This window comes from Geodermatophilus aquaeductus (assembly GCF_900182545.1).
In the GTDB taxonomy this organism is placed as follows: Bacteria; Actinomycetota; Actinomycetes; order Mycobacteriales; family Geodermatophilaceae; genus Geodermatophilus; species Geodermatophilus aquaeductus.
The window spans coordinates 1-18,737 of the sequence record NZ_FXTJ01000002.1 but is presented as its reverse complement, the minus strand read 5'-3'; the positions used below and the strand labels follow the sequence as shown (position 1 = coordinate 18,737).

The 18,737-nt window shown below is 72.2% G+C and carries 10 protein-coding genes; 7 read left to right on the top strand and 3 right to left on the bottom strand.

Going from position 1 to position 18,737, the window contains the following annotated elements; translation table 11 throughout:
• Positions 1 to 5: 5 nt before the first annotated feature.
• Positions 6 to 1,379, bottom strand: a complete 1,374-nt coding sequence (locus FN207_RS05055) for a DUF2252 domain-containing protein (protein ID WP_142457275.1) — start codon at positions 1,377 to 1,379, stop codon at positions 6 to 8.
• Between the two features lie 109 nt (positions 1,380 to 1,488).
• On the opposite strand from FN207_RS05055, the gene FN207_RS05050 reads away from it, so the two are divergent.
• The 7 genes from FN207_RS05050 to FN207_RS05015 all read left to right on the top strand — a co-directional run bounded on the left by FN207_RS05050 (position 1,489) and on the right by FN207_RS05015 (position 13,971).
• Positions 1,489 to 1,680 (top strand): helix-hairpin-helix domain-containing protein, encoded by a 192-nt coding sequence (locus tag FN207_RS05050; protein ID WP_142457274.1) that lies wholly within the window; start codon positions 1,489 to 1,491, stop codon positions 1,678 to 1,680.
• 1,350 nt (positions 1,681 to 3,030) lie between these two features.
• Complete coding sequence (locus tag FN207_RS05040) at positions 3,031 to 5,247, top strand: hypothetical protein (RefSeq protein WP_142457273.1); 2,217 nt, start codon at positions 3,031 to 3,033, stop codon at positions 5,245 to 5,247.
• Positions 5,240 to 6,493, top strand: coding sequence for a hypothetical protein (locus tag FN207_RS05035; protein WP_142457272.1), 1,254 nt, complete (start codon positions 5,240 to 5,242; stop codon positions 6,491 to 6,493). Before FN207_RS05040 ends, FN207_RS05035 begins: the two co-directional genes overlap by 8 nt.
• 19 nt (positions 6,494 to 6,512) lie before the next feature.
• The gene (locus tag FN207_RS05030) at positions 6,513 to 7,025 is read left to right on the top strand and encodes a hypothetical protein (protein WP_142457271.1); all 513 of its coding nucleotides are present in this window, start codon (positions 6,513 to 6,515) and stop codon (positions 7,023 to 7,025) included.
• 16 nt (positions 7,026 to 7,041) lie between these two features.
• Positions 7,042 to 8,370 (top strand): hypothetical protein, encoded by a 1,329-nt coding sequence (locus FN207_RS05025; RefSeq protein WP_142457270.1) that lies wholly within the window; start codon positions 7,042 to 7,044, stop codon positions 8,368 to 8,370.
• 7 nt (positions 8,371 to 8,377) lie between these two features.
• Positions 8,378 to 12,376: a hypothetical protein gene (locus tag FN207_RS05020; RefSeq protein ID WP_142457269.1), complete on the top strand. Its 3,999-nt coding sequence runs from the start codon at positions 8,378 to 8,380 to the stop codon at positions 12,374 to 12,376.
• A 398-nt stretch (positions 12,377 to 12,774) separates the two neighbouring features.
• A complete protein-coding gene (locus FN207_RS05015) occupies positions 12,775 to 13,971 on the top strand; it encodes a tyrosine-type recombinase/integrase (protein ID WP_246065790.1) in 1,197 nt (398 codons plus the stop codon).
• Between the two features lie 35 nt (positions 13,972 to 14,006).
• Here FN207_RS05015 and FN207_RS05010 read toward each other — a convergent pair whose 3' ends face one another.
• Together FN207_RS05010 and mobF are read right to left on the bottom strand one after the other, a co-directional pair.
• Positions 14,007 to 14,240, bottom strand: coding sequence for a helix-turn-helix transcriptional regulator (locus FN207_RS05010; RefSeq protein WP_142457268.1), 234 nt, complete (start codon positions 14,238 to 14,240; stop codon positions 14,007 to 14,009).
• Positions 14,241 to 14,403: 163 nt separating this feature from the next.
• The gene (gene mobF / locus FN207_RS05005; RefSeq protein ID WP_246065788.1) at positions 14,404 to 18,042 is read right to left on the bottom strand and encodes a MobF family relaxase; all 3,639 of its coding nucleotides are present in this window, start codon (positions 18,040 to 18,042) and stop codon (positions 14,404 to 14,406) included.
• Positions 18,043 to 18,737 lie beyond the last annotated feature (695 nt).

Genomic DNA, 18,737 nt, shown 5'->3' with positions numbered 1-18,737 from the left:
CACGGTCACCAGCCCGGGGCGCTGGGCAGCCGACCGGACGCGAGCGCGTCGACCAGCCGGCGGTGGTCGCGCTCGGTCCGGTCGGCGTAGGCGTCGGCGAAGGTCCCCATGCCCTCGTCGAACGCCCGGCCCCTCCCGATGTAGGCGGTGATCGCGACGGGATCGCCGGTGCGCGCGTGGGAGCGGGCGAGCACCGCGCCGCAGGCGGTGGCGAACTCCCGGAGCCGCGGGGCGACCAGCGCGCCGTCGGCGACGACCTTCATGTCCCGGAACTGGCGCACGTAGTAGTCGTGCCCGCGGGCCGCGGCCCAGCCGACGAACACGTCCGTGGCGCTCTGCACCAGCCGCTTGCCCTCGACCACCCGGCGGCCGTGCCCGCCGTAGCGGCTGGGCCCGCAGAACGGCTCGTACACCGAGGCGCCCGCCTGCTTGATCTGCAGGAACAGCGGATCGCCCCCGTCGCGGCCCTCCAGCAGGAGCAGGTGCACCCGCATGCCGACGCTGCCGACCCCGACCACCTGGCGGACGGTGTCGACGAGCGTGAACCGGTCCAGCAGGTGGCGCCGCTCGTCGGCGAGGCTGTCGCGGTAGGCGGCGAACAGCTCCTCTGCGAGGCCGTCGTCGCGGTGCTGCCGGATCGGCGGGTCCTCGGTGATCCGCAGGTGCCCGCCGCGGTGCTCGGTGAGCTTCCGGAACGCCCCGCGGTGCGTCCGCTTGCGGGCCCTGCGCTCGATGTGGGCGGCGCCGCGGATCCGGTCGGGTTCGGAGAACACGCCGAGGAACCGGTCGACGGTGACCAGGTCGTACCAGACGTCGAGCCAGCGGGCGGCGGCGTACCCGCTCATCCGCTCCCGGTAGGCGCGCAGGCAGGCGGCCACCGCCTCCTCGGCACCGCCGGCGGACACGCCGTGGGTGCGCGCCAGCACGACGACGCTGGCCACCAGCCGGGCGACGTCCCACTCGAACGGGCCGGGGAGCGTCTCGTCGAAGTCCCGCAGGTCGAACGACAGGTTCCGCTCGGGAGTGGCCCACAGCCCGAAGTTGAGCAGGTGCGCGTCGCCGCAGAGCTGCACGACGAGCCCGCTGTGCGGACGGGATCCCAGGTCGGCGGCCATGACCGCGGCGGCTCCGCGGTAGTAGGTCCACGGGCTGGCCGCCATCCTGCCGTTGCGGACCGGCAGCAGGTCCTCGGCGCGGATCGCGTTCTGCGCCAGCAGGACGGCGAGGGCGTCGCGTCCGCGGTCCTCGGGGTCCTCCCGGCCGACGTCGCGTCGTGGGGCGCGCTCCCGGGCCGCGCGGCCCGCGGCCCGGCGCGACCGCTGGTCGCCGGCCCCGACCGGGAGCGACGACGCGACCTCGTCGGCCGCTGCGGAGGGCATCGTCCGAGCATCCCACCGGGGCGGCGCCGCGGACCCCCGTCGGTCCTCCCGTCTCGCGGCGACCGCCGGAGGCTGGTGCGCGCCGTCCGCTCCTGACAGGGTCCCCGCCGTGATCCCGCTCGACGAGCTGCCCCGGATCGGAGTCCCGGCCACCCGGGCGCTGCAACTGGCCGGCTACACCGGTCTGGGGCAGCTCGCCGGCGTCCCGCGCGCGACGCTGGCCGCGCTGCACGGCGTGGGCCCGAAGGCGCTGCGCATCCTCGACGAGGCGCTGGCCGAGCACGGGCTGCGCCTCGGCTGACCCCGACCGGCCGATGCGCCATCGCTGCTGAGTGGTCACGGGGGTCCGTGCGGATGAGGGTCTTTCTTGGTCGACGCCATCATCAGCCGGGCCACACGCCTCATGCAGCCACAGGCCCGTCGAGCGGCTGACCGGTGCTCATCAGGGCAATCAGCGCACCGCGCTGCCAATCCGTTGAAAGCCTTGATCCTGCTCGGCGCCTTCGACGGATCCTCGAGATCCAGGACGGCTCGGACGTAGGCGGCCTTCTCGAGCCCCGTCGGATCTGCGGCACTCTTCCTACACTTCAGGTGCGCGCCCAGGGATCGACCGTACGACACGGAAAACTCCTTCTCGTCCAGGCTGCCCGCCATACATGACGCGTCACACGGACATTCGTGCACAGGGCTGTGGATCTTCCATGTACATCACGAGGTCCATATCGCACCGCCGTCACCGCGCCGGCCTGGTCGAGCGCGACGAGCAGGGCAACGTGGTCCCGCTGGTTGCGATCGTGACCGACAACGGCGGACCGTTCCGGTCGTTCCGCTTCGAGGCGTTCATCGCCCCCCACCCGAGCTGCGGCACGTGCGCACCCGCGTCGAGACACCCGGACAGAACGGCTCACATGAGCGCGGGTTCCACTCGCTGAAGTGCGAGAGGCTCATCCCCCGACAGATCCCCGATGCCCTGGACGTGGTCGCTCACGCCGAGGGCGACCGCATCGAGTACGACACCGAACGCCCACCCGAGGCTCTGGCCTGGAACCGACCCGGAGACATCCACCTCGGCCTGGCCGACCCGCTGGCCCCACCTTCCCGGGACCGGAGATCTGCCAGGTGCTTGACGCGGGACGAGAACCATCCAGCAGCGGGTGTCCACATTCTTCGGGCAGAAACCAAGAGTTCCGGACCGCCGGTGACGCGAAGGTGACAGTGGGGTGACGCACCTTGCGGAGCGTCTGGGTGTCGGGCTCGTCCGCGTCCCGCGTGAGGTCGCATCGATGGTCGAAATCGTGGCGGCAGCGGACGAGCATGTTGCTGTTTTCGGATGCAGAACCAGAGGCGATTCGACCGTTCGGCAGTTTCGTCGAACGGATTGGCACGCTGACCGAGCACGGGACGGATGAGTGCAACAGTTCGACGTCTGGGACGCATCCGTGGTCCGGGACGGATCACGGAACAGAAGGGATTGGAACGCCATGGCATCGCCGAATCCGACTCGAGTTCAGGCTGCCGCGTCCGACGCGGCACTTGCCGCCCGGATCGTCGAGGGCTGGGTGAGCGAGCTCGGCGACGGGCACGACGATCCGCAGACGCGCCGCAGACGGTGGCCTTCCTGGTTCCGGGCTGTGAGCCACGGAGGACACCGATGACCGTCTCGTACGAGACCAGCCCGTTCGCGCCCGCTCGGCTGGCCGGGTCCGATCCGGCGACCGAGGCCGAGTCGTACGTCGCGCCCACGACCATGATCAGCTCTCCTTTCGCCGAGGCGCTGGCGTCCTACGACGAGTCGCAACTGGAGGCGGAGACCTTCGAGGCGCTGCGGGCGGAGTTCGAGGACGAGGACTTCGTGCCCGCGCTGCAGGCGCTGGCCGACGAGGTCGCGGCCCGCCACCTGAGCGGAGCCGGGACCTGGAGCGAGTCCGAGCAGGGCATGCAGCTGTCCGCCGCGGAGGCCGAGCAGTGGATGGAGGCGGTCGCGGACCGCTCGGACCGGCTGCTCACCGAGCTGGAGATGCACTTCGGGCAACGGCCGGTCGAGTCGCTCGCCGACGGCGAGATCGAGGCGGTGGTCGGCCTGTCGGCGCTGGACGGCCAGGAGCAGTTCGTGGGCAAGCTGATCGGCAAGGTCGTCAAGGTCGCCAAGGGCGTCGGCAAGGTGCTCGGCAAGGTCGCGCTCGGCCCGCTGTTCGGCGTACTGCGCAAGCTGGTGCGACCGCTGCTGAGCCGGGTGCTGCAGCGTGCGATCGGCAAGCTCCCGCCGGATCAGCGTCCGATCGCGGAGAAGCTGCGCGGCCGGTTCGGTGGCAAGTCGCCGGACAAGGCGGCACAACCGGACAAGCCCGCCGAGCCGGCCGCGCCCACGCCGGACAGCCCCACCGACGACACCGCCGCCCCGGCCGCGGCGGCCGAGCCGACCGCCCAGACCCTGGCCGAGGACTTCGACGCCCAGCTCGCGGAGATACTGCTCACCGGGCACGAGGGCGCCGCCAACCAGCTGCTGGCCCGCTATGAGGCAGAGGCCGCGCCCACCACTGCGGCCGGACCGTACGCCGCCCTGGACGCCGGCCGGCACCGACTGACCCAGCAGCTGATCGCCGCGGATCCGTCCCGGCCGCCGACCGCTGAGCTGGAGGAGTTCATCCCGGTCGTGATGGCCGCGATGAAGGTGATCAAGCTCGGCGTGAAGGTCATAGGCCGGCCCAAGGTGGTCGGGTTCATCGCCAAGCTGCTGGCCAAGCTGATCCAGGGCATGGTCGGCGAGCCGGCGGCCCGGACGCTGTCGCGGCACATCGCCAGTGCCGGGCTGCGGTTGCTCGGCTTGGAGGCCGAGCGGTCCGACCCGGCGCTCGGCGCCGAGGCCCTGGTCGCGGCCACCGAGGACACCGTCCGCGAGGTCCTGTCGATGTCCGCGGAGTCGCTGGACAACGAGCTGCTGCTGGAGGCCGCCGTACAGGAGGCGTTCGAGGCCGCCGCGATCCGGCACTTCCCGGCCGAGTTGCTGCGCCCCGAGCTGACCGAGGCGAGCGAGGGCGAGGAGGGCGAACGCGGCATCTGGATCATGTTCCCGCGCGCGGCCCGGCCGCACTACCGGTACAAGAAGTACACCGTGATCCGGCCGGTGCAGATCACCCGCTCGCTGGCCCGGTCGGTGGTCCTCACCAACGGCGAGACTCTGGAGGACCGGCTGCTGGACGCTGGCTCCCGCGGGTGGCCGGTCACCGCCGAGACGCACTACTACGAGCTGCTGCCCGGCGCCGAGCTCGGCCACCTGGCGGCGTACGAGATGCCAGGGCAGCCGTACGCCGAGGCGGCCCAGCAGTTCGAGCAGGTGCCGCGCCCGCTGGCGCACCCGGCCCACCCGCCGCGGCGCACCGTCGTCAAGCTGGTCGTGCCCGGACTGGCGTTGCGCCCGCACTCGCCGTTCTCGGTGCGGCTCGATCTGACCGGACCGAGGCCGCGGCTTCGACTGCACCTGCACTTCGGCGAGCGGGCCGCGCACGAACTCGCCGACGACCTGGCCAAGCACCGGCTGGCCCAGGTGGTCGGGACGGTACGCCGCCACGTCGGGGGGCCGGTTCGGGAGGCGCTGGCCGAGCGGCTGCTGCGCAAGCTCGGCAAGCACGGGATCACGCTGGCCGAGGGGCGCAGCCGGGCGCTGGCCGCCGACCTTGGCGAGGCGGTCGTCCGCGCGGTCGCGAGCCACCTGCCGCGCGCCGCGGCCGCACTGAGCACGGCGGCCAAGGACCCCGCGGCAGGGGTGACGATGTCCTTCGCGTTCGACTTCGCCGACCTCGCGGCGCTCCGGCACGGCCGGGCGGGTTCGCCCGAGGTGTCGGTGCACCCCGGGATGCACCGTGACTGAGGACGCCGAGGCCCGGCAGACCGCGGCCGAGGTCGCGCACTGGCTGCTGGCCGCGCAGGGGCTGGCCGACCTCGACGACGCCGCCGCACCGGAGGCGTGGGCCGGATTGGAGACCTACCTGCAGCGCGGGCTGCGCGACCGGATGGCCGCAATGGTCGCCGCACTGGTGGCCGAGGCTCGCGCAGTGCAGCGGCTGACCGCGAACGGCGCGGAGCCAGCGGCCGAGCGGGCCGGTGTACTACGGCTGCGCAGGCGCTACCTGCAGGCCGAGGTCGTCCTGGACTTCTACGGCGACGCGATCAACTCGCGCTCCAACCCGGCGTTGCGCGGCATCCTGCGCGGGCTGGACACGCTGGCCGGCGATTCGATGGCGGTCACCCTCGGCCCGCTCGGCATCGACGCCCCGCCCGCGCTGGTGTACGTCGACAAGGGCCTCGGCGCCTCGATCCTGCGGGCCGGGATCAGGCTGTGGGACCACGCTCACCCCTCGCCCGCAGCCGCGATCAAGCTGACCCGGCACAACCTGTCGCACCCGACCGCGCTCCTGCACGAGACCGGGCACCAGGTGGCGCACCTGACCGGCTGGACGGCCGAGCTCGCCGACGCGCTGTACGGCGTACTCGCGCCGAGATCGGTCGATGTCGCGCAGCTGTGGCGGTCCTGGGCCGGCGAGGTCGCAGCCGACGTGCACGCGTTCGCCCTGGCCGGCTGGGCCCCGGTGTTCGCACTGTCCACTGTGGTCGACGGTACGACGGCCGAGGTGTTCCGGATCCGCTACGGCGACCCGCACCCGTTCGGCTGGATCCGGGTGATGTTCAACGCGGCGCTGTGCCGCAGTTGGTACGGCGCCGGCCCGTGGGACGACGTGGCCAACGCCTGGAGGCAGCGGCACCCGATGGGGGCCGCCGACGCCGAGGCGCGGGAGGTCGCGCGGGTGAGCGTCGATGCGCTCGCCGACCTGGTCGACGTGTGTACCCGCCGGCCGCTGCGGGCCTTCCGCGGCGCTCCGCTGTCGGCCGTGATGGACCCCCGCGCGGTGTCCCCCGACCGGCTGCGGGAGCTGGAGAGGCAGGCCGGCGGCACCCTGCTCACCTCGTCGTACCTGCGCCGCCGGCACTCCCTGCCGCTGTTCGCCCTGTTGAGCACCCGCGCCGTACTGGACCCGGCGAACGCCACGGCGCACCACACCCGCCTGCGCGACTGGCTGCGCGATGTGGGCGCGGACGCCGTACCGCATGCCGCGTGAGCAACCGAGGAGAGCACTGATGACCATGCAGCAACAACTGATGGAGCAGCTGGTCGAGTTGACCGAGGCGGTCAAGGGCCTCGCCGAGCGGCCGGCGCGCCCGCCCGCGGTCATCGTCGACGTGGACGCCGACGACACACCCGCGCAGACCGAGGCCGACCGGGTGCAGCAGCGGGTGGCCTTCAGCTACCGGGCGCTCGGGACGCTGACCGGGCGGGTCAGCACCGCCTCCGGGAGCGAGTTCGATGTGCGGGTGGTGCGGGCCCGGCCGGTGCGCGACCTGATCGAGTTCGACCGGCTGCCGCCGGGCGCGGACTGGGTCGAGCTGCGTTCCGGCGCCCGGGTCGAGTCGCTGCAGATCAGCCGCACCGACGACGGCCCGGACCGCGGGGTCGTCCAGCCGCGGCTGTTCGGCCCGGACCAACCGATCGGCTCGATGGTCTTCCTGCGCTCGCGCCGCGGCCCGCTGATCGCCTTCGGCCCGCGGCTTCCCGCCCGGTCCACCGTGTCCACCGATCTCGATCTCGCCTGAGAAGGGTCTCCCGCCCATGTTCCTCAGCCTCGCCAAGCTGTTCGAAGACGCGGGTGGCCTCCGCGACCACGCCCTGCTGGTCCACCCGATCCAGCTCAGCCGCTGGCTCGACGAGGCCTGGGCGGGCGCGGCGCTGATCCCGGAGCTGCCGATCGGAACGGCGTCCATCAACGCGCCGTTCCTCGGCGACGCCGGGATCATCGGCGCGCTCGACCTGCCCCAGCAGCTGCCGTCCGCGCTGCTCGCCCCGTCCGGCATCGATCCGCCGGACGCCGGCAGCTACTCCGGGCAGGTCGAGCCGTCGACCGGGGGCGGGGTCGGGCTCCTCTGGCACCACCTGATCTACGCCTACCTGATCGAGAGCACCGGCGCCTTCGAGGTGTTCGCCGAGGTGGTACGCCGCCTCGTCGCTGGTGAGACCCTCGGCACCCTGTCGCTGGACGGCGCGCGCTGGCTGCGGACGACCGAGGAACTGTTCTTCCGCGACCCGCCGCTGTTCTCGATCGCCGGCATCGTCAGCGAGGCGCGGCCGCTGTCCCGGGTGACCCGGCGCAACGCCTACTGGCGGATGTTCGGCTTCGACCTGCCGCACCCGCTGCCGTCTGCGTCGCCGGTGCCCGGGGGCGAGCGGCAGCGGGACTGGAAGGCGCAGGTCGGGCTGGGCGTGAACGCGGACTTCCGGGCCAAGTGGGCCGAGCTGCTGCGGCAGGTCTGGCACGGCCTGGAGAACTTCTCGAACACGTCTGGCAGCAACCCGACCGACCCGTCGTACATCGCCTTCCTGTGCGAATCGCTCAAGGACATGCAGAACAACCGCCGCCGCGGCGGGCTGCTGGCCCGCGAGGAGTTCGTGCACGTCACCGTGCTGAGCTGGTTCCACCTCACGCTGCAGACCGACAGCCCGATCGTGCGCGACCTCAAGGCCGAGGCGACCAGCCCGGCCGACCGGCTGGCGCTCATCGCGCAGCGGGTCGGGCTCACCCCGGCCGCGCGCTCGCGGGAACTGTTCGAGCTGGCCGAGAAGATGTCCAGCGTGCTGCGCTCGATCGAGCTCGGCCTGTTCGACGACCCGACGGCCGCTGCCACGCTGTTCAACGCGACCACCACGCTGGGCAACGAGATGCGGGACCTGATCAACCTGTGGCAGTCGGCGACCGGAGAGCGGGTCAAGGACCGGCCGTCCGGCGCCGTTGCGCCTCCCGACGCGCAGCCGCTGCGGCTGCCGTCGCCCGCACCCGCGATGTCACCCGCGATGCCACCCGCGATGCCACCCGCGATGTCGCCATCGGTGTCGCCGGCGGTGTCGCCCGCGATGGCCGGCGCCAACGGCCACCCGGTCCGATGAGACGGCGATGACCACGACCTGGGACCTCGGCGAGACGCTCGAGTCGCCCTTCGCACCGATCGATTCGGTCCGGCTCCCGTTCGCGCACGAGGAGCCGTCGTCCGCGACCCGGGGTCGGATCCGGTTCAGGACCCGCCGCGTCGCGGCGGCCGAGGTGACCGTCGGCGGCGCGCTCGTTTCGCCCACCGCCATCGCGAGGGAGAAGTACGGCAGCGCCGCGTGGACCAATCTCATCACGGCGGCGAACCGCGGTGTGGACTTCACGAGAATGCCGCCCGGGACGAAGCTCCGCGTACCGGCGGCGATCGTGCCCGAGGAGGCCGTGGGCCCGTCCGACCTCGTTGGGGGCTCCCCGGTGACGATGGGGGATCCGCTGACCGTGCCGTTCGGTCAGTTCACCTTCAACGCCGAGGGCAACGACGTACCCGGCCATCCGTACTACAGCCGCACCCCCCACTGGCCCGGAGGGAGTTCGGGCGTGACGGTGGGCCGCGGCTTCGACCTGGGCCAGCACAGCCGCGAGGAGACCTTCTCCGCTCTGACCCAGGCTGGCGTGTCGAGCGAGTACATCGCGAAGCTCTCTGGCGCCGCCACGTTGACGGGGCGCGCCGCCGACTCGTTCACGACGAGGTTCAACAGCGAGCACAGGACGTTCGAGCTCACCCGCGAGCAGCAGTGGACCCTGTTCGTCTGGGAGTACGTGCGACAGGCGAACACCGTCGCCAGAAAGCTGGCCAGTTGGGAGATCGCCCGACCGCCCGCAACCGCCATGGACATCGCGAGCCTCGACGTCACCACGATCGAGCTCATGGTCGACCTGGGGTTCAGGGGGGACCTGGACCAGAGGGTGTGGGAACTGCTGCGCCCGGCCGTCAACAACCGTCCGGCGCTGGCCGCGCTCATGCAGACGAGGTCGAACTGGTCGGACGTGCCGGTCGAGCGCTATCGCGCGCGCTGCGATTTCCTCGGCGTGTCGGCAGACAAGGAGGTCGGCTGGGAGCTCGACTTCGAGCCGTCCGTCGAGCAGCTGGCCCCGGGCTCACAGATCACCGCCGCCGTCGGCCAGGGGCAGACCAACAGTCCGGACGACGTGCGGCGGGTGCAGGCGCGGCTGCGCAACCTCGGGATGAGCTGGGTGCCCGACAGCGGAACGATCAGCGCCGCCCACAACGACCCGACCGATCACGGTATCCGGTTGTTCCGAGCCATGCTGGAAGCCGAGCAGCTCTGGGCCAAGAAGGCGAGAACCAGCCCGTGCTACGGGACGCCGGTGGGCAAGAACCGCGGCACCATCCAGCCCGGCAGCACCGAGGAGACCTGGCTCTGGTCGATGGGCGCCCCGCGCTGGCTGAGCACCGTCCCGGCCCAGCGCGATGGCTGGTGCTGCAACGACAGGAGCGCCGAGACGGGGTGCCGCGCCGACATCGCGGAGCCGGCGATGTCGAGCTGGCTGGCGGAGTACCTCGATCAGGTCGGTCGGGCGTTGCGCGGGAAGGTGCAGGCGTTCCGCCCGGTCCTCACCGTCCTCGCGTCCCAGGGGTCGTCCGGCCTCGAACGACTGAGGAGTCCGTCGCTGCCCCGCACGGGGCCGCCCAGCCCGGCGGACGAGGAGGCGAAGCGGATCGCAGCGATCGCCCAGCGGGTGGCCGTCGATCTGGTGAACCCGGCATCGGCCTCCCGGCTGGACGCCACCCGCATCGCCGGCGAGACCGTCGCCGCGATCGACGGCGGTCGCATCGTGCTGACCGTCAGCTATGTCGCCGTACCCCAGGGCGGCTGCTCCACGAACCATCTGGGGCACCAGCAGGGCCTCGAGTTCGATCTCCGGCTGTTCGCACATGACGGCCCGAAGCCGGGCGTGTCCTGGAAGGACATGCGATGCAGTCGCCTGCTCATGGGCCTCGCCGTGGACTGCTTCGTCGAGAACCCCCTGACCCGCGTGGTCATCTACAACGACCCCGCGATTCGCGAGCGCGTCGGTGGACGCCTCTCCTCCGACAAGGCCCAGGGCACCACGCACGACAACCACGTGCACGTCGGCATCGTGGGCACGGCCGGCCACCGGCTGATCCCGGCGCCGCTCCCGGCCGAATCCAGCGGCATGGGACCGACGTTCGAGCAGCTCCTCGCGCCCTCGGAGGAGGACTTCGCGGGTGAGAGCCGCGAGGGATGCTGTTCCACGTGCGGACGGCAGGAGCGGGAGGCCGCGGGTGCCTTCGAGCAGTTCGGGTCGCAAGGCGCGCGCACCTACGCGATCGCTGACTACGTCTCTCTGGTGAGGAGGGTGGAGGCCGCCTATCCGCGATGGACCCCCGACGAGGTCCTGAGCGCTCTGCGCCGGGTAGCCGGGTACGATACGACTCTGTTCCGGATCCTGTACGGCACCTCCGAAGCGAACCCGATCAAGGCCGGCGACGGCGGGTTGACCGCGGATGACCTCCGCGACCTCGAGGCGATGTCGTCGCACCGCGGGGGTGTGGTCGAGAAGGGAGTCGCCACCGATCCGCTCGGCCAGAAGGTCGCCGTCGGTCACGTCCTGTGCGGCCTGTCGGCCGGCGAGCATCGCAACCTGACCGTCGGCACGTTGGGCGGGTGGCTGCTGGGGGCGGCCCTGCAGCACGTGGCCGGGCTGACGCTCGACAACCTCTACGCCACGACCATCGCCGGGGATCTGGGCCAGTCCGCCGTGCTCGTCCACCTCGGACGGCGGTCGAGCTTGCTGGGCCCTCAATCGGAAGCGACCGACGCGGAGCTGATCGGCGACATCGACGGGTGTGTGCTGGCCAGCAACGGCTCGCTCGGTGGGCGCCGGGTCAGCGATGTCCTGGCCAGGTACTACTGGGCGGCGCCGGCCGCCCAGGGCCATGTCCATGCCGCCAATCGCTTCCGCCTCTTCGCCTCGCATCTGACCGGATCGGTGCTGCAGGATCAGACGACCCGCTTCGCGAGGGCGTTCTTCATCAAGGAGGACCTGCGTCGTGGGTCCACGGAGTCCGCGGCCGGCGAGGTGGCGCAGGTCTTGAGCCAGTTCCGCGCGTGGTGCGGGCAGAAGCTCGCCGCCGAGAACGCGCGGCCGGCCGGCGTGCACCTCGAACAGGGGGAGGGCGCGGGGACGACCACGACCTGGAGCCTGGACGAGACGTTCGAGTCGCCGTTCGCACCGGCCGATCCGGTCCGGCTTCCGCTCGCGCACGAGGGGCCTCGGCAGGCGGCCGACGAGGTCGGCAGCGCCGACCTGTGGGTGCCCGGCGCGCAACGGATCGCCAACCCCAGGTCGGGCGGCAGCAGCTACCTGGATGCGCCGTGGCGGTTCGTGTTCCACACCATCGAGGGCGAGCCGACCGCGGCCGGGTTCCGGCGGTTGGCCGCCGAGCACACGAACCCGCCGCACCTGTGGGCGATGCCGTCGGCGGACCTGCTGCTGCAGACCGTCCCGCTGAACCGCTCGGCGTACGCCCTGGCCCGGCCTGGATCGGTGCAGACCAACCGGTTGTGCGCGATCCAGGTCGAGATGTGGGGGTTCGCGGCGAAGATGGGCCAGATGGACCAGCGGACGATCGAGTGGCTGGCCGACCGGCTACTGGGCCCGGTGGCCGAGCTGGTGCCGATCAACCTGGATCATGTGCAGCCGACCGGCGGGGTGTCCTGCTACGGCCGCAACTCCGGGTGCCGGATGACCCCGGAGCAGTGGCATGTCTTCGACGGCGTGTGCGGGCATCAGCACGTGCCCGACAACGAGCACTGGGATCCCGGCGACGCGCCGCTGCGGGCGATCGCCGCCAGGGCCCGCGGTTCGGCCGGCCGCCACGTCCCGCAGCGCGAGCAGCTGGGTGATCACGACGGACCCGGCTTCGCCGCCGAGCGCGACGAGGACGAGTTCGAGTCGTGGACCGGCGGCTTCGAGCAGCTGACTCCGCCGGACGCGGCCACGCCGCCGCCTCCGGGCTTCGCGCCTCGGTCGCCCGAACCCCCAGGGCTCGTGCAAGATCCCCGGACAGGCGGTTGACCTGCTCGGATGCGGGCGTGGAGAGGCTGCGATCCGGTGCCGGATCGGGACCGTCGTTTCGACAGACCGCCGCGAGGTCGCAGGTCCCCGCGTCCGCAGGGTCTCGAGGGGTGCGCTGTTGAGTGGCCGCAGTGCTCCATGGCCTGTCGCGACGCTGCCGCGCGGCTGCCCATCGAGCCTGTGGTCGCAGGTCAGCAGGGAAGGAAAGGTGGAGCGGGTGCGCCATCAGGGACTCGAACCCCGAACCCGCTGATTATGAGTCGCCGATGTTGACCATCGTTGACTGTTGACGGGCGTCGGGGCGAACCCGCAGCTCAGAGGCCATATTCCTCGGTCTTCAGGGCTGAGGTTCGTCGGTAGGCGTCGGCCGTTATCGACGAGTAAACGATGGGTAAAGCATGGCCCCGGCCGATAAACTGTGGCCTCGCCGAAGAATGCCGCCCCGGCGCGATCACTATTCCGAGCGGGGGATCGTGGCCAGACCTCATCTGGAACTCGGCACCCACGGCCGGGTCCGCGTCTACCCGGATCCGGCCGGGTACCGCGCGGTGTGCCTGTATCGGGACTGGGACGGGGTCACCCGCCAGGTGCAGCGGCAGGCCAAGAGCAAGGGGGCGGCGGAGCGGGCCCTCGCTGTGGCGCTGCGAGACCGGGGACGGTCGGGGACGGGCCAGGAGATCACCCCGGACACCAAGATCGCCGTCCTCGCGGAGAAATGGTTCAGCGAGCTCGAGGGCAAGAGCCCGTCGACGATGCAGGCCTACCGTGACCGGCTCGATCGTCAGGTCCTCCCGGCGCTGGGCAGCGTGCGGGTGCGTGAGGTCAGCGTCGGGTTGCTCGATCGGCATCTGGCAGCCGTGCGGGCGTCGCACGGCCCGGCGCTGGCGAAGATGACCAAGTCGGTGATCAGCGGTATGTGCGGCCTGGCCTGCCGCCACGATGCCTTGAAGGCCAACCCCTGTCGGGACGTGGCGCGCATCCCCAGTCAGACCCGGCGGGCACCGCGGGCGCTGACCGCGGACGAGGTCAGGTCGGTGCGGGCGTGGTTGAGCGAGAACGCGACGGCCCGCGAGCGGGATCTGCCGGACCTCGTGGCGTTCATGGTCGCCACGGGTCTGCGCATCGGCGAGGCATGTGCCGTTAGTTGGTCGGACGTGGACCTCGACGCCGGCACCGTCACGGTCACGGTCACCGGGACGGTGCTGCGGGTCAAGGGCCAGGGCCTGGTGGTCAGCCGGCCCAAGTCAGCGGCGGGGGAGCGGGTGTTGGAGCTGCCGAGCTGGTGTGCCGCGCTCCTGCGGCGGCGCGGGCCGTCGAGCGGACCGGTCTTCCCCGCGCCGCGCAGCCGCAAGCTGCGGGACCCCAACAACACCCGCCGGGCGCTTCGCGAGGCGTTCCTCGCGATGGGGATGCCGGGCGTCACCTCCCACGCCTTCCGCAAGACCGTCGCCACGCTCATGGACGAGGCGGGGCTGTCCGCCAGGAGCGCGGCCGACCAGCTCGGGCATGCCAAGCCGTCCGTCACGCAGGACGTCTACTACGGCCGCAGGAGGAGGGCCACGGGAGCGGCGCAGGTCCTCGAACAACTGGGCTGAGCGATTCCCGAGTCACGGATGACTGGTCGCGGGCGTCAGGTTCCTGCGGGTGTGCCGTGGTCGCGGCGGGCGTCGATCCAGGCGTGGAGGTCGTCGCGCCGGTAGAGGACACGCCGGCCGAGACGGAAACTGGTCGGGCCGGTGCCGAGGTGGCGCCAGTAGCGGAGGGTGGCGACGGGAGCGCGCAACAGCTGCGCGGCCTCGGTGATGGTGAGCAGCGCGAGCTCGGGCTCGCTGATGTGGTTGCGGCCGGCGGTCTGGTCGGGCATGGCTGACTCCGAGGCTGGACGGTTGTGGTCGCGGTGCACTTGTGGGAGGCGCCTTTCGACGGCCATCGGTGACAGCCCACAGCCGACTTCTCCGGTGCTCCTGCAGTTCTTCTCCCGTCTCGCTTGCCTCAGCTGTGAAGAGCGGGCATCGGTGGCCCACGGCTCATCGTCCGAAGCCGGGCCCGACGCCGGGTCGCGGCGTCCGATGGGCGACCGGCTCCGGCGGCCGGACGCTTTGGGTCGGTCGCGGCGGGGACGCCGCTCGGCGGGCGGTCCGGTGCGCGTCGCGGCGGGCGTGCCAGGCGTCGCGCTCCTCGGCCAACCGGGCAACGGGTTGGCTGCGCAGCGCCGGCTCAGTGGTGAGTCGGGCGATGCGCGCCTGCGCGGCACCCAGCTTCTGTCGGGTGGCGGCGACGTCGCACTCCAGGTCGGCGAGCCGCCGCTGGGGGTTCGCTGCGCAGGTAAGGGCGCCGTGGACGGCGAGCCGCTGGTCGTGATGGCGAGCGGCGTCGGTCAGGGCGCGCTTGGCCCGATGGTGGGCGTGCCAGGCGGTGTCGGCGGCGGCGCGCAGGTCCCTGTGGTCGGGGTGGTCTCGTTCGGCGGTACGGCCGGCAGCGGCGGCGAACGCCGCCTCGAGGGTGGGCCGGTCGTCGGACCGGTCGGCGGCCCTGGCGATCTCGATCGGGTCAATGGGCAGGTCGGGCAGGTAAAGGCGCCACCGGCCGGCCCAGGTGACCAGATACTCGCCGGCAGACGTCACTGCGGCCCGTCGCAGTCGCAGCCGTCCCGGCCCGTCGAGCACGACTCGAGCAGCGGCGCGGGCCGCGTCGCGTTCAGCGTCCCAGCAGGCGAGCACGCTGTCGCGGAGCCGGTCGGCGCCGGCGGCGACCATCCGCGCGCTGGCCTCGGCTCGGTCCAGTGCACGCCCGGCAACCAGGGCCGCCCGACGCTCCTGGGTTGCCAGCCGGGCGAGGTCGTCGGCCTCGGCCGTCACGACCCGGCGCAGGATGTCGAGCTGTGGTTCCGACAGGGCCAGCCGGTCGGTGTAGTGCTGCTCGACCTCCCACGCCTGGTGTAGGTCTGCCAGCACCTGATCCAGTGGTCGGGTTTCGGCGTAGCACGCGGCCTCGGCGGCGGCGAGCTCGGCGGCGTGGCCGGGGCCGAGGTCGGCTCGATCTCGGGCGAAGACGGCGATCCACTGGTCGCGGGCATCGGCCAGGTCGGCGGCGACCAGATGGGCGGTGTTGGCGATGCGGCCGCGAGTCATCCCGACGTAGGCCGATGCGGCGCCGGTGTGTTCACCGATCACCACGTGCCCGGTGGGAACGGTGTCACCCTGCACCCCGTGCGCGGTGGTGGCGTAGGCCAGCTCCACGTACGAGATGACGTAGTCGCGGGGGAGTATCCGCTGCTGGCCTGCGCCTGGGGTGACGCCGCCGGGGGTGTCACAGGCCGGCGTGACCACGTTGGCGCCGGTCGGGCTGATGACGAGGTCGCCGTCTGGCGCGACCGCGGTGACGGTCCAGGTGTCGCGGTTGGCGACGCCCAGCTGGCGGTCGTTGCGGCGGGTGGCGATCCGGTCCCCCAACCCGATTCGCTGCCCCACGGTTGTGCTCGTGACGCGGAGGTCGTCGACCAGACCGCCGGCCACGAGCCGGTTCCGGATGGCGGCATTGAGCGCGGCGGCCTGCTCACGGGTGTCGACCACCACGACCACCAGCGTCCCTGCGGCCCGGGCTGCGGTGGCGACCTCGGCCAGCGCCTCCTCCCGCGCGGCGGCGTCGGCGTGCAGACGGATGTGGCCGCGGGCGGCCAGAACGTCGAACACCGCCCCCGGGTCCTCCCCGGTGCGCATGGCCAACGTCAGCCGGGCGTAGTCGGTGTCAGGCACTGTTCCGCCGGCGTCGTCGGCGCGGGTGAACCGGTGCACCGCGTCCAGGGTCAGCAGCGTGTTGGGGTCGGTGCGGGCGGCGGCCAGGTCGAGTACGCCGCCGCGGCCGACGGCGGGCAGCTGGTGCCGGTCGCCGAGCAGCGCCACCCGCACCCCGGACTCGTCGGCGACGGTGAGTAGGGCCCGGGCGGTGTCCTGGTCGAACATCCCAGCCTCATCGACCACCAGGAGGTCACCGGCGCGCAGCCGCGCCCCCTCCTCGGGCTGGGTGTGCACCCGGCCGGTGACCGAATCGACCTCGCCGGTCGACAGCCGGGTCCAGGTCCGCTGGTCGTCCCAGCGCCAGCCGTGCTGGTACACGAGCCACGCCGCCGACCCCGCCGGAGCGCCGAGCTCGCCGGCGGCGACCTGCGCGGCCTTCAGCGTCGGGGTGACGACCGTCAGCCGCCGCCCCTGCTGCGCGAGCAGGTCACGGGCGGCGGCGAGGGTGGTGGTCTTCCCCGCGCCGGCCGCGCCCTCCACCACCACCAGCGACCGGTCGCCGGCCAGGGCGATGACCGCCGCCGTCTGGCCGACGTCCAAGCCACCCACTGCCTCGCCTCGTCCGGCGGTCAACGGCCCCGGTGGGCGCGGATTTGCATGCGCGTCGAGGCGGCGGGCGGCCAGCCGGGCGGCGAGGTCGGCCTCCACGTCGAGCACCGGCTGCGAGGTCCACGCGCGGATGTGCTCGGGTACACCGTCGCGGTCGACCATGGAGACGCAGCGGGACAGGGCGCGGGAGGTGAGATCCTCGGCCAACTCGGCGCGGGCCGCCGGGGCAGCGATGATCCCGTCGGCAGCGATCAGCTGCTCGACCTCCCCGCGGACGTCGGCAGCGTTCCACGCCGACCGGCCCGCGGCCAGCCGGGCCAACACCCGGCCCACTGCCTCATCACGGTCCAGCGCACCGATCGGGGTGGGGGTCAACTCGACCGGTCCGCTTGGGTCGCGGTAGCCCAGAGCGGCCAGCTCAGCCAGCCATCGGGTGCTGAGCTCAGCGCCGGAGGTGGGGATGACCTTGTCCGGGCGGCCTTCGGCCCAGGCCCGGGCGTCCCACGCCCGACGCAGCGCCGGCCCCGCGCGTTCACCCGGATGCGCCCGCGTCCACTCCAATTCGTACTTGTCGATGTTGCGGGCGATCTGCGCCGTCCGCGCGGAGAATGCGCCCACGAAGTCCGCGAGCTGCCGTATCTCCCCAGCAGGATTCAACGCGTATCCGTGGGTGGCGAGCGCGGCTCGAAAGCGCGGATCGCAGACGACCGCGGCGTGCCCGATCCCGTTGATGGCGCCAAGGAAGTCGCGGACACCGACGGTGTGCAGCCCGCGCCATTTCCCCGCTGCGTGAATCCGAGCGTTGATCTGTAGGTGCAGATGCCGGTGCGGATCCCCGGCGCGGGAGGTGTGGTGCGCCACCGTGACCGCCTCCAGCAGCACGACCGGCAGTTGCATTTGACCGCCTCGTGGGCCGACCCGGGTGGTGGCGTGTTGCGCCAGCCAGTGGATGACCTGAAGGGCGGCACGGTCCTGGGCCGCGTCGTAGGCGGCGGCGACATCCGGGTGCAGCGCGGCCGCCAACGACCACGACTTCGGCCCGTTGACCAATACTTCGACGAACCGCACCGCCCGCCCGTCGGTGCGCAGCCGCCCGCGTGGCCGGCCCGTGTCTGGGTCGTGTCCGGCCACCCAGGCCTCGTAGGCGGCCCCGGTCAGCGGCACGAGTTCGGTGACCGGACGGCCGACCCCGGCGCTGTAGCGGCGGGCGAGACCGGTGCCCTCGGCCAGAAAGTAATCATCGGCTCGGCTGCGGCCAGCCTCCACATAGCACCGTGCCGCGGCCGGGGAACCGGCGTACACCTTCATCCCGCCGTGCATTACCGACACTGTCCAACAATGGCCAACACGTCACCCCTGAAAACGGCGGTGGGCCCCGCGAAGCCGGGCCTGGGCTACCTCCATTGGTAGCATGCGTGCCGTCGTCGAGAGAAGGGTTGACGTTACCTCGACGACGGCAACCCTTCTCTCGACGACGGTTGGTTGCCGCATGTTCAATCGACCGGTCGCGGGACGGTCGGAATGGCGACTCGGGTCCCTTCTCTGCCGCGGCAGAGAAGGGACTGCGATCCAGCCTGCGTCCTGGCAGAGGAGTCTCCGGACGGCATCCACCGCACGGCGTTCCTCGACGGCCTGCGGGCGTGCAGGCGGACGGAACTAATCCCGGCACCGGGGGCCCGCCTCTGGCCTGATCATCCGGTGTTCGGCTCGGGCTTCGCCACGGGAGCCCGGGCCGAACACCGTTCTGGATGCCCGGCCAGGAATGGTGCGGCCCAGGCGGGCACGTGGGCGCCGTTGAGTCGGGTCTTCCGGTGCAGGAACGGCCGCTTGTTGTGTCCGTGCGAGCGGACGACGTCCGCTGGGGATCACAGCGAGGACGTGCCGAGCCCCGTCGCGCCGAGCCAGGCCCGCAGCCAGATCATCAGGGCGTCCCACCAGCCGGTCAGGAGCAGGATGCCCAGAACGATCAGCAGCGCTCCGCCGACACGCATGACCGTCCGGGCGTGGCGGCGGGC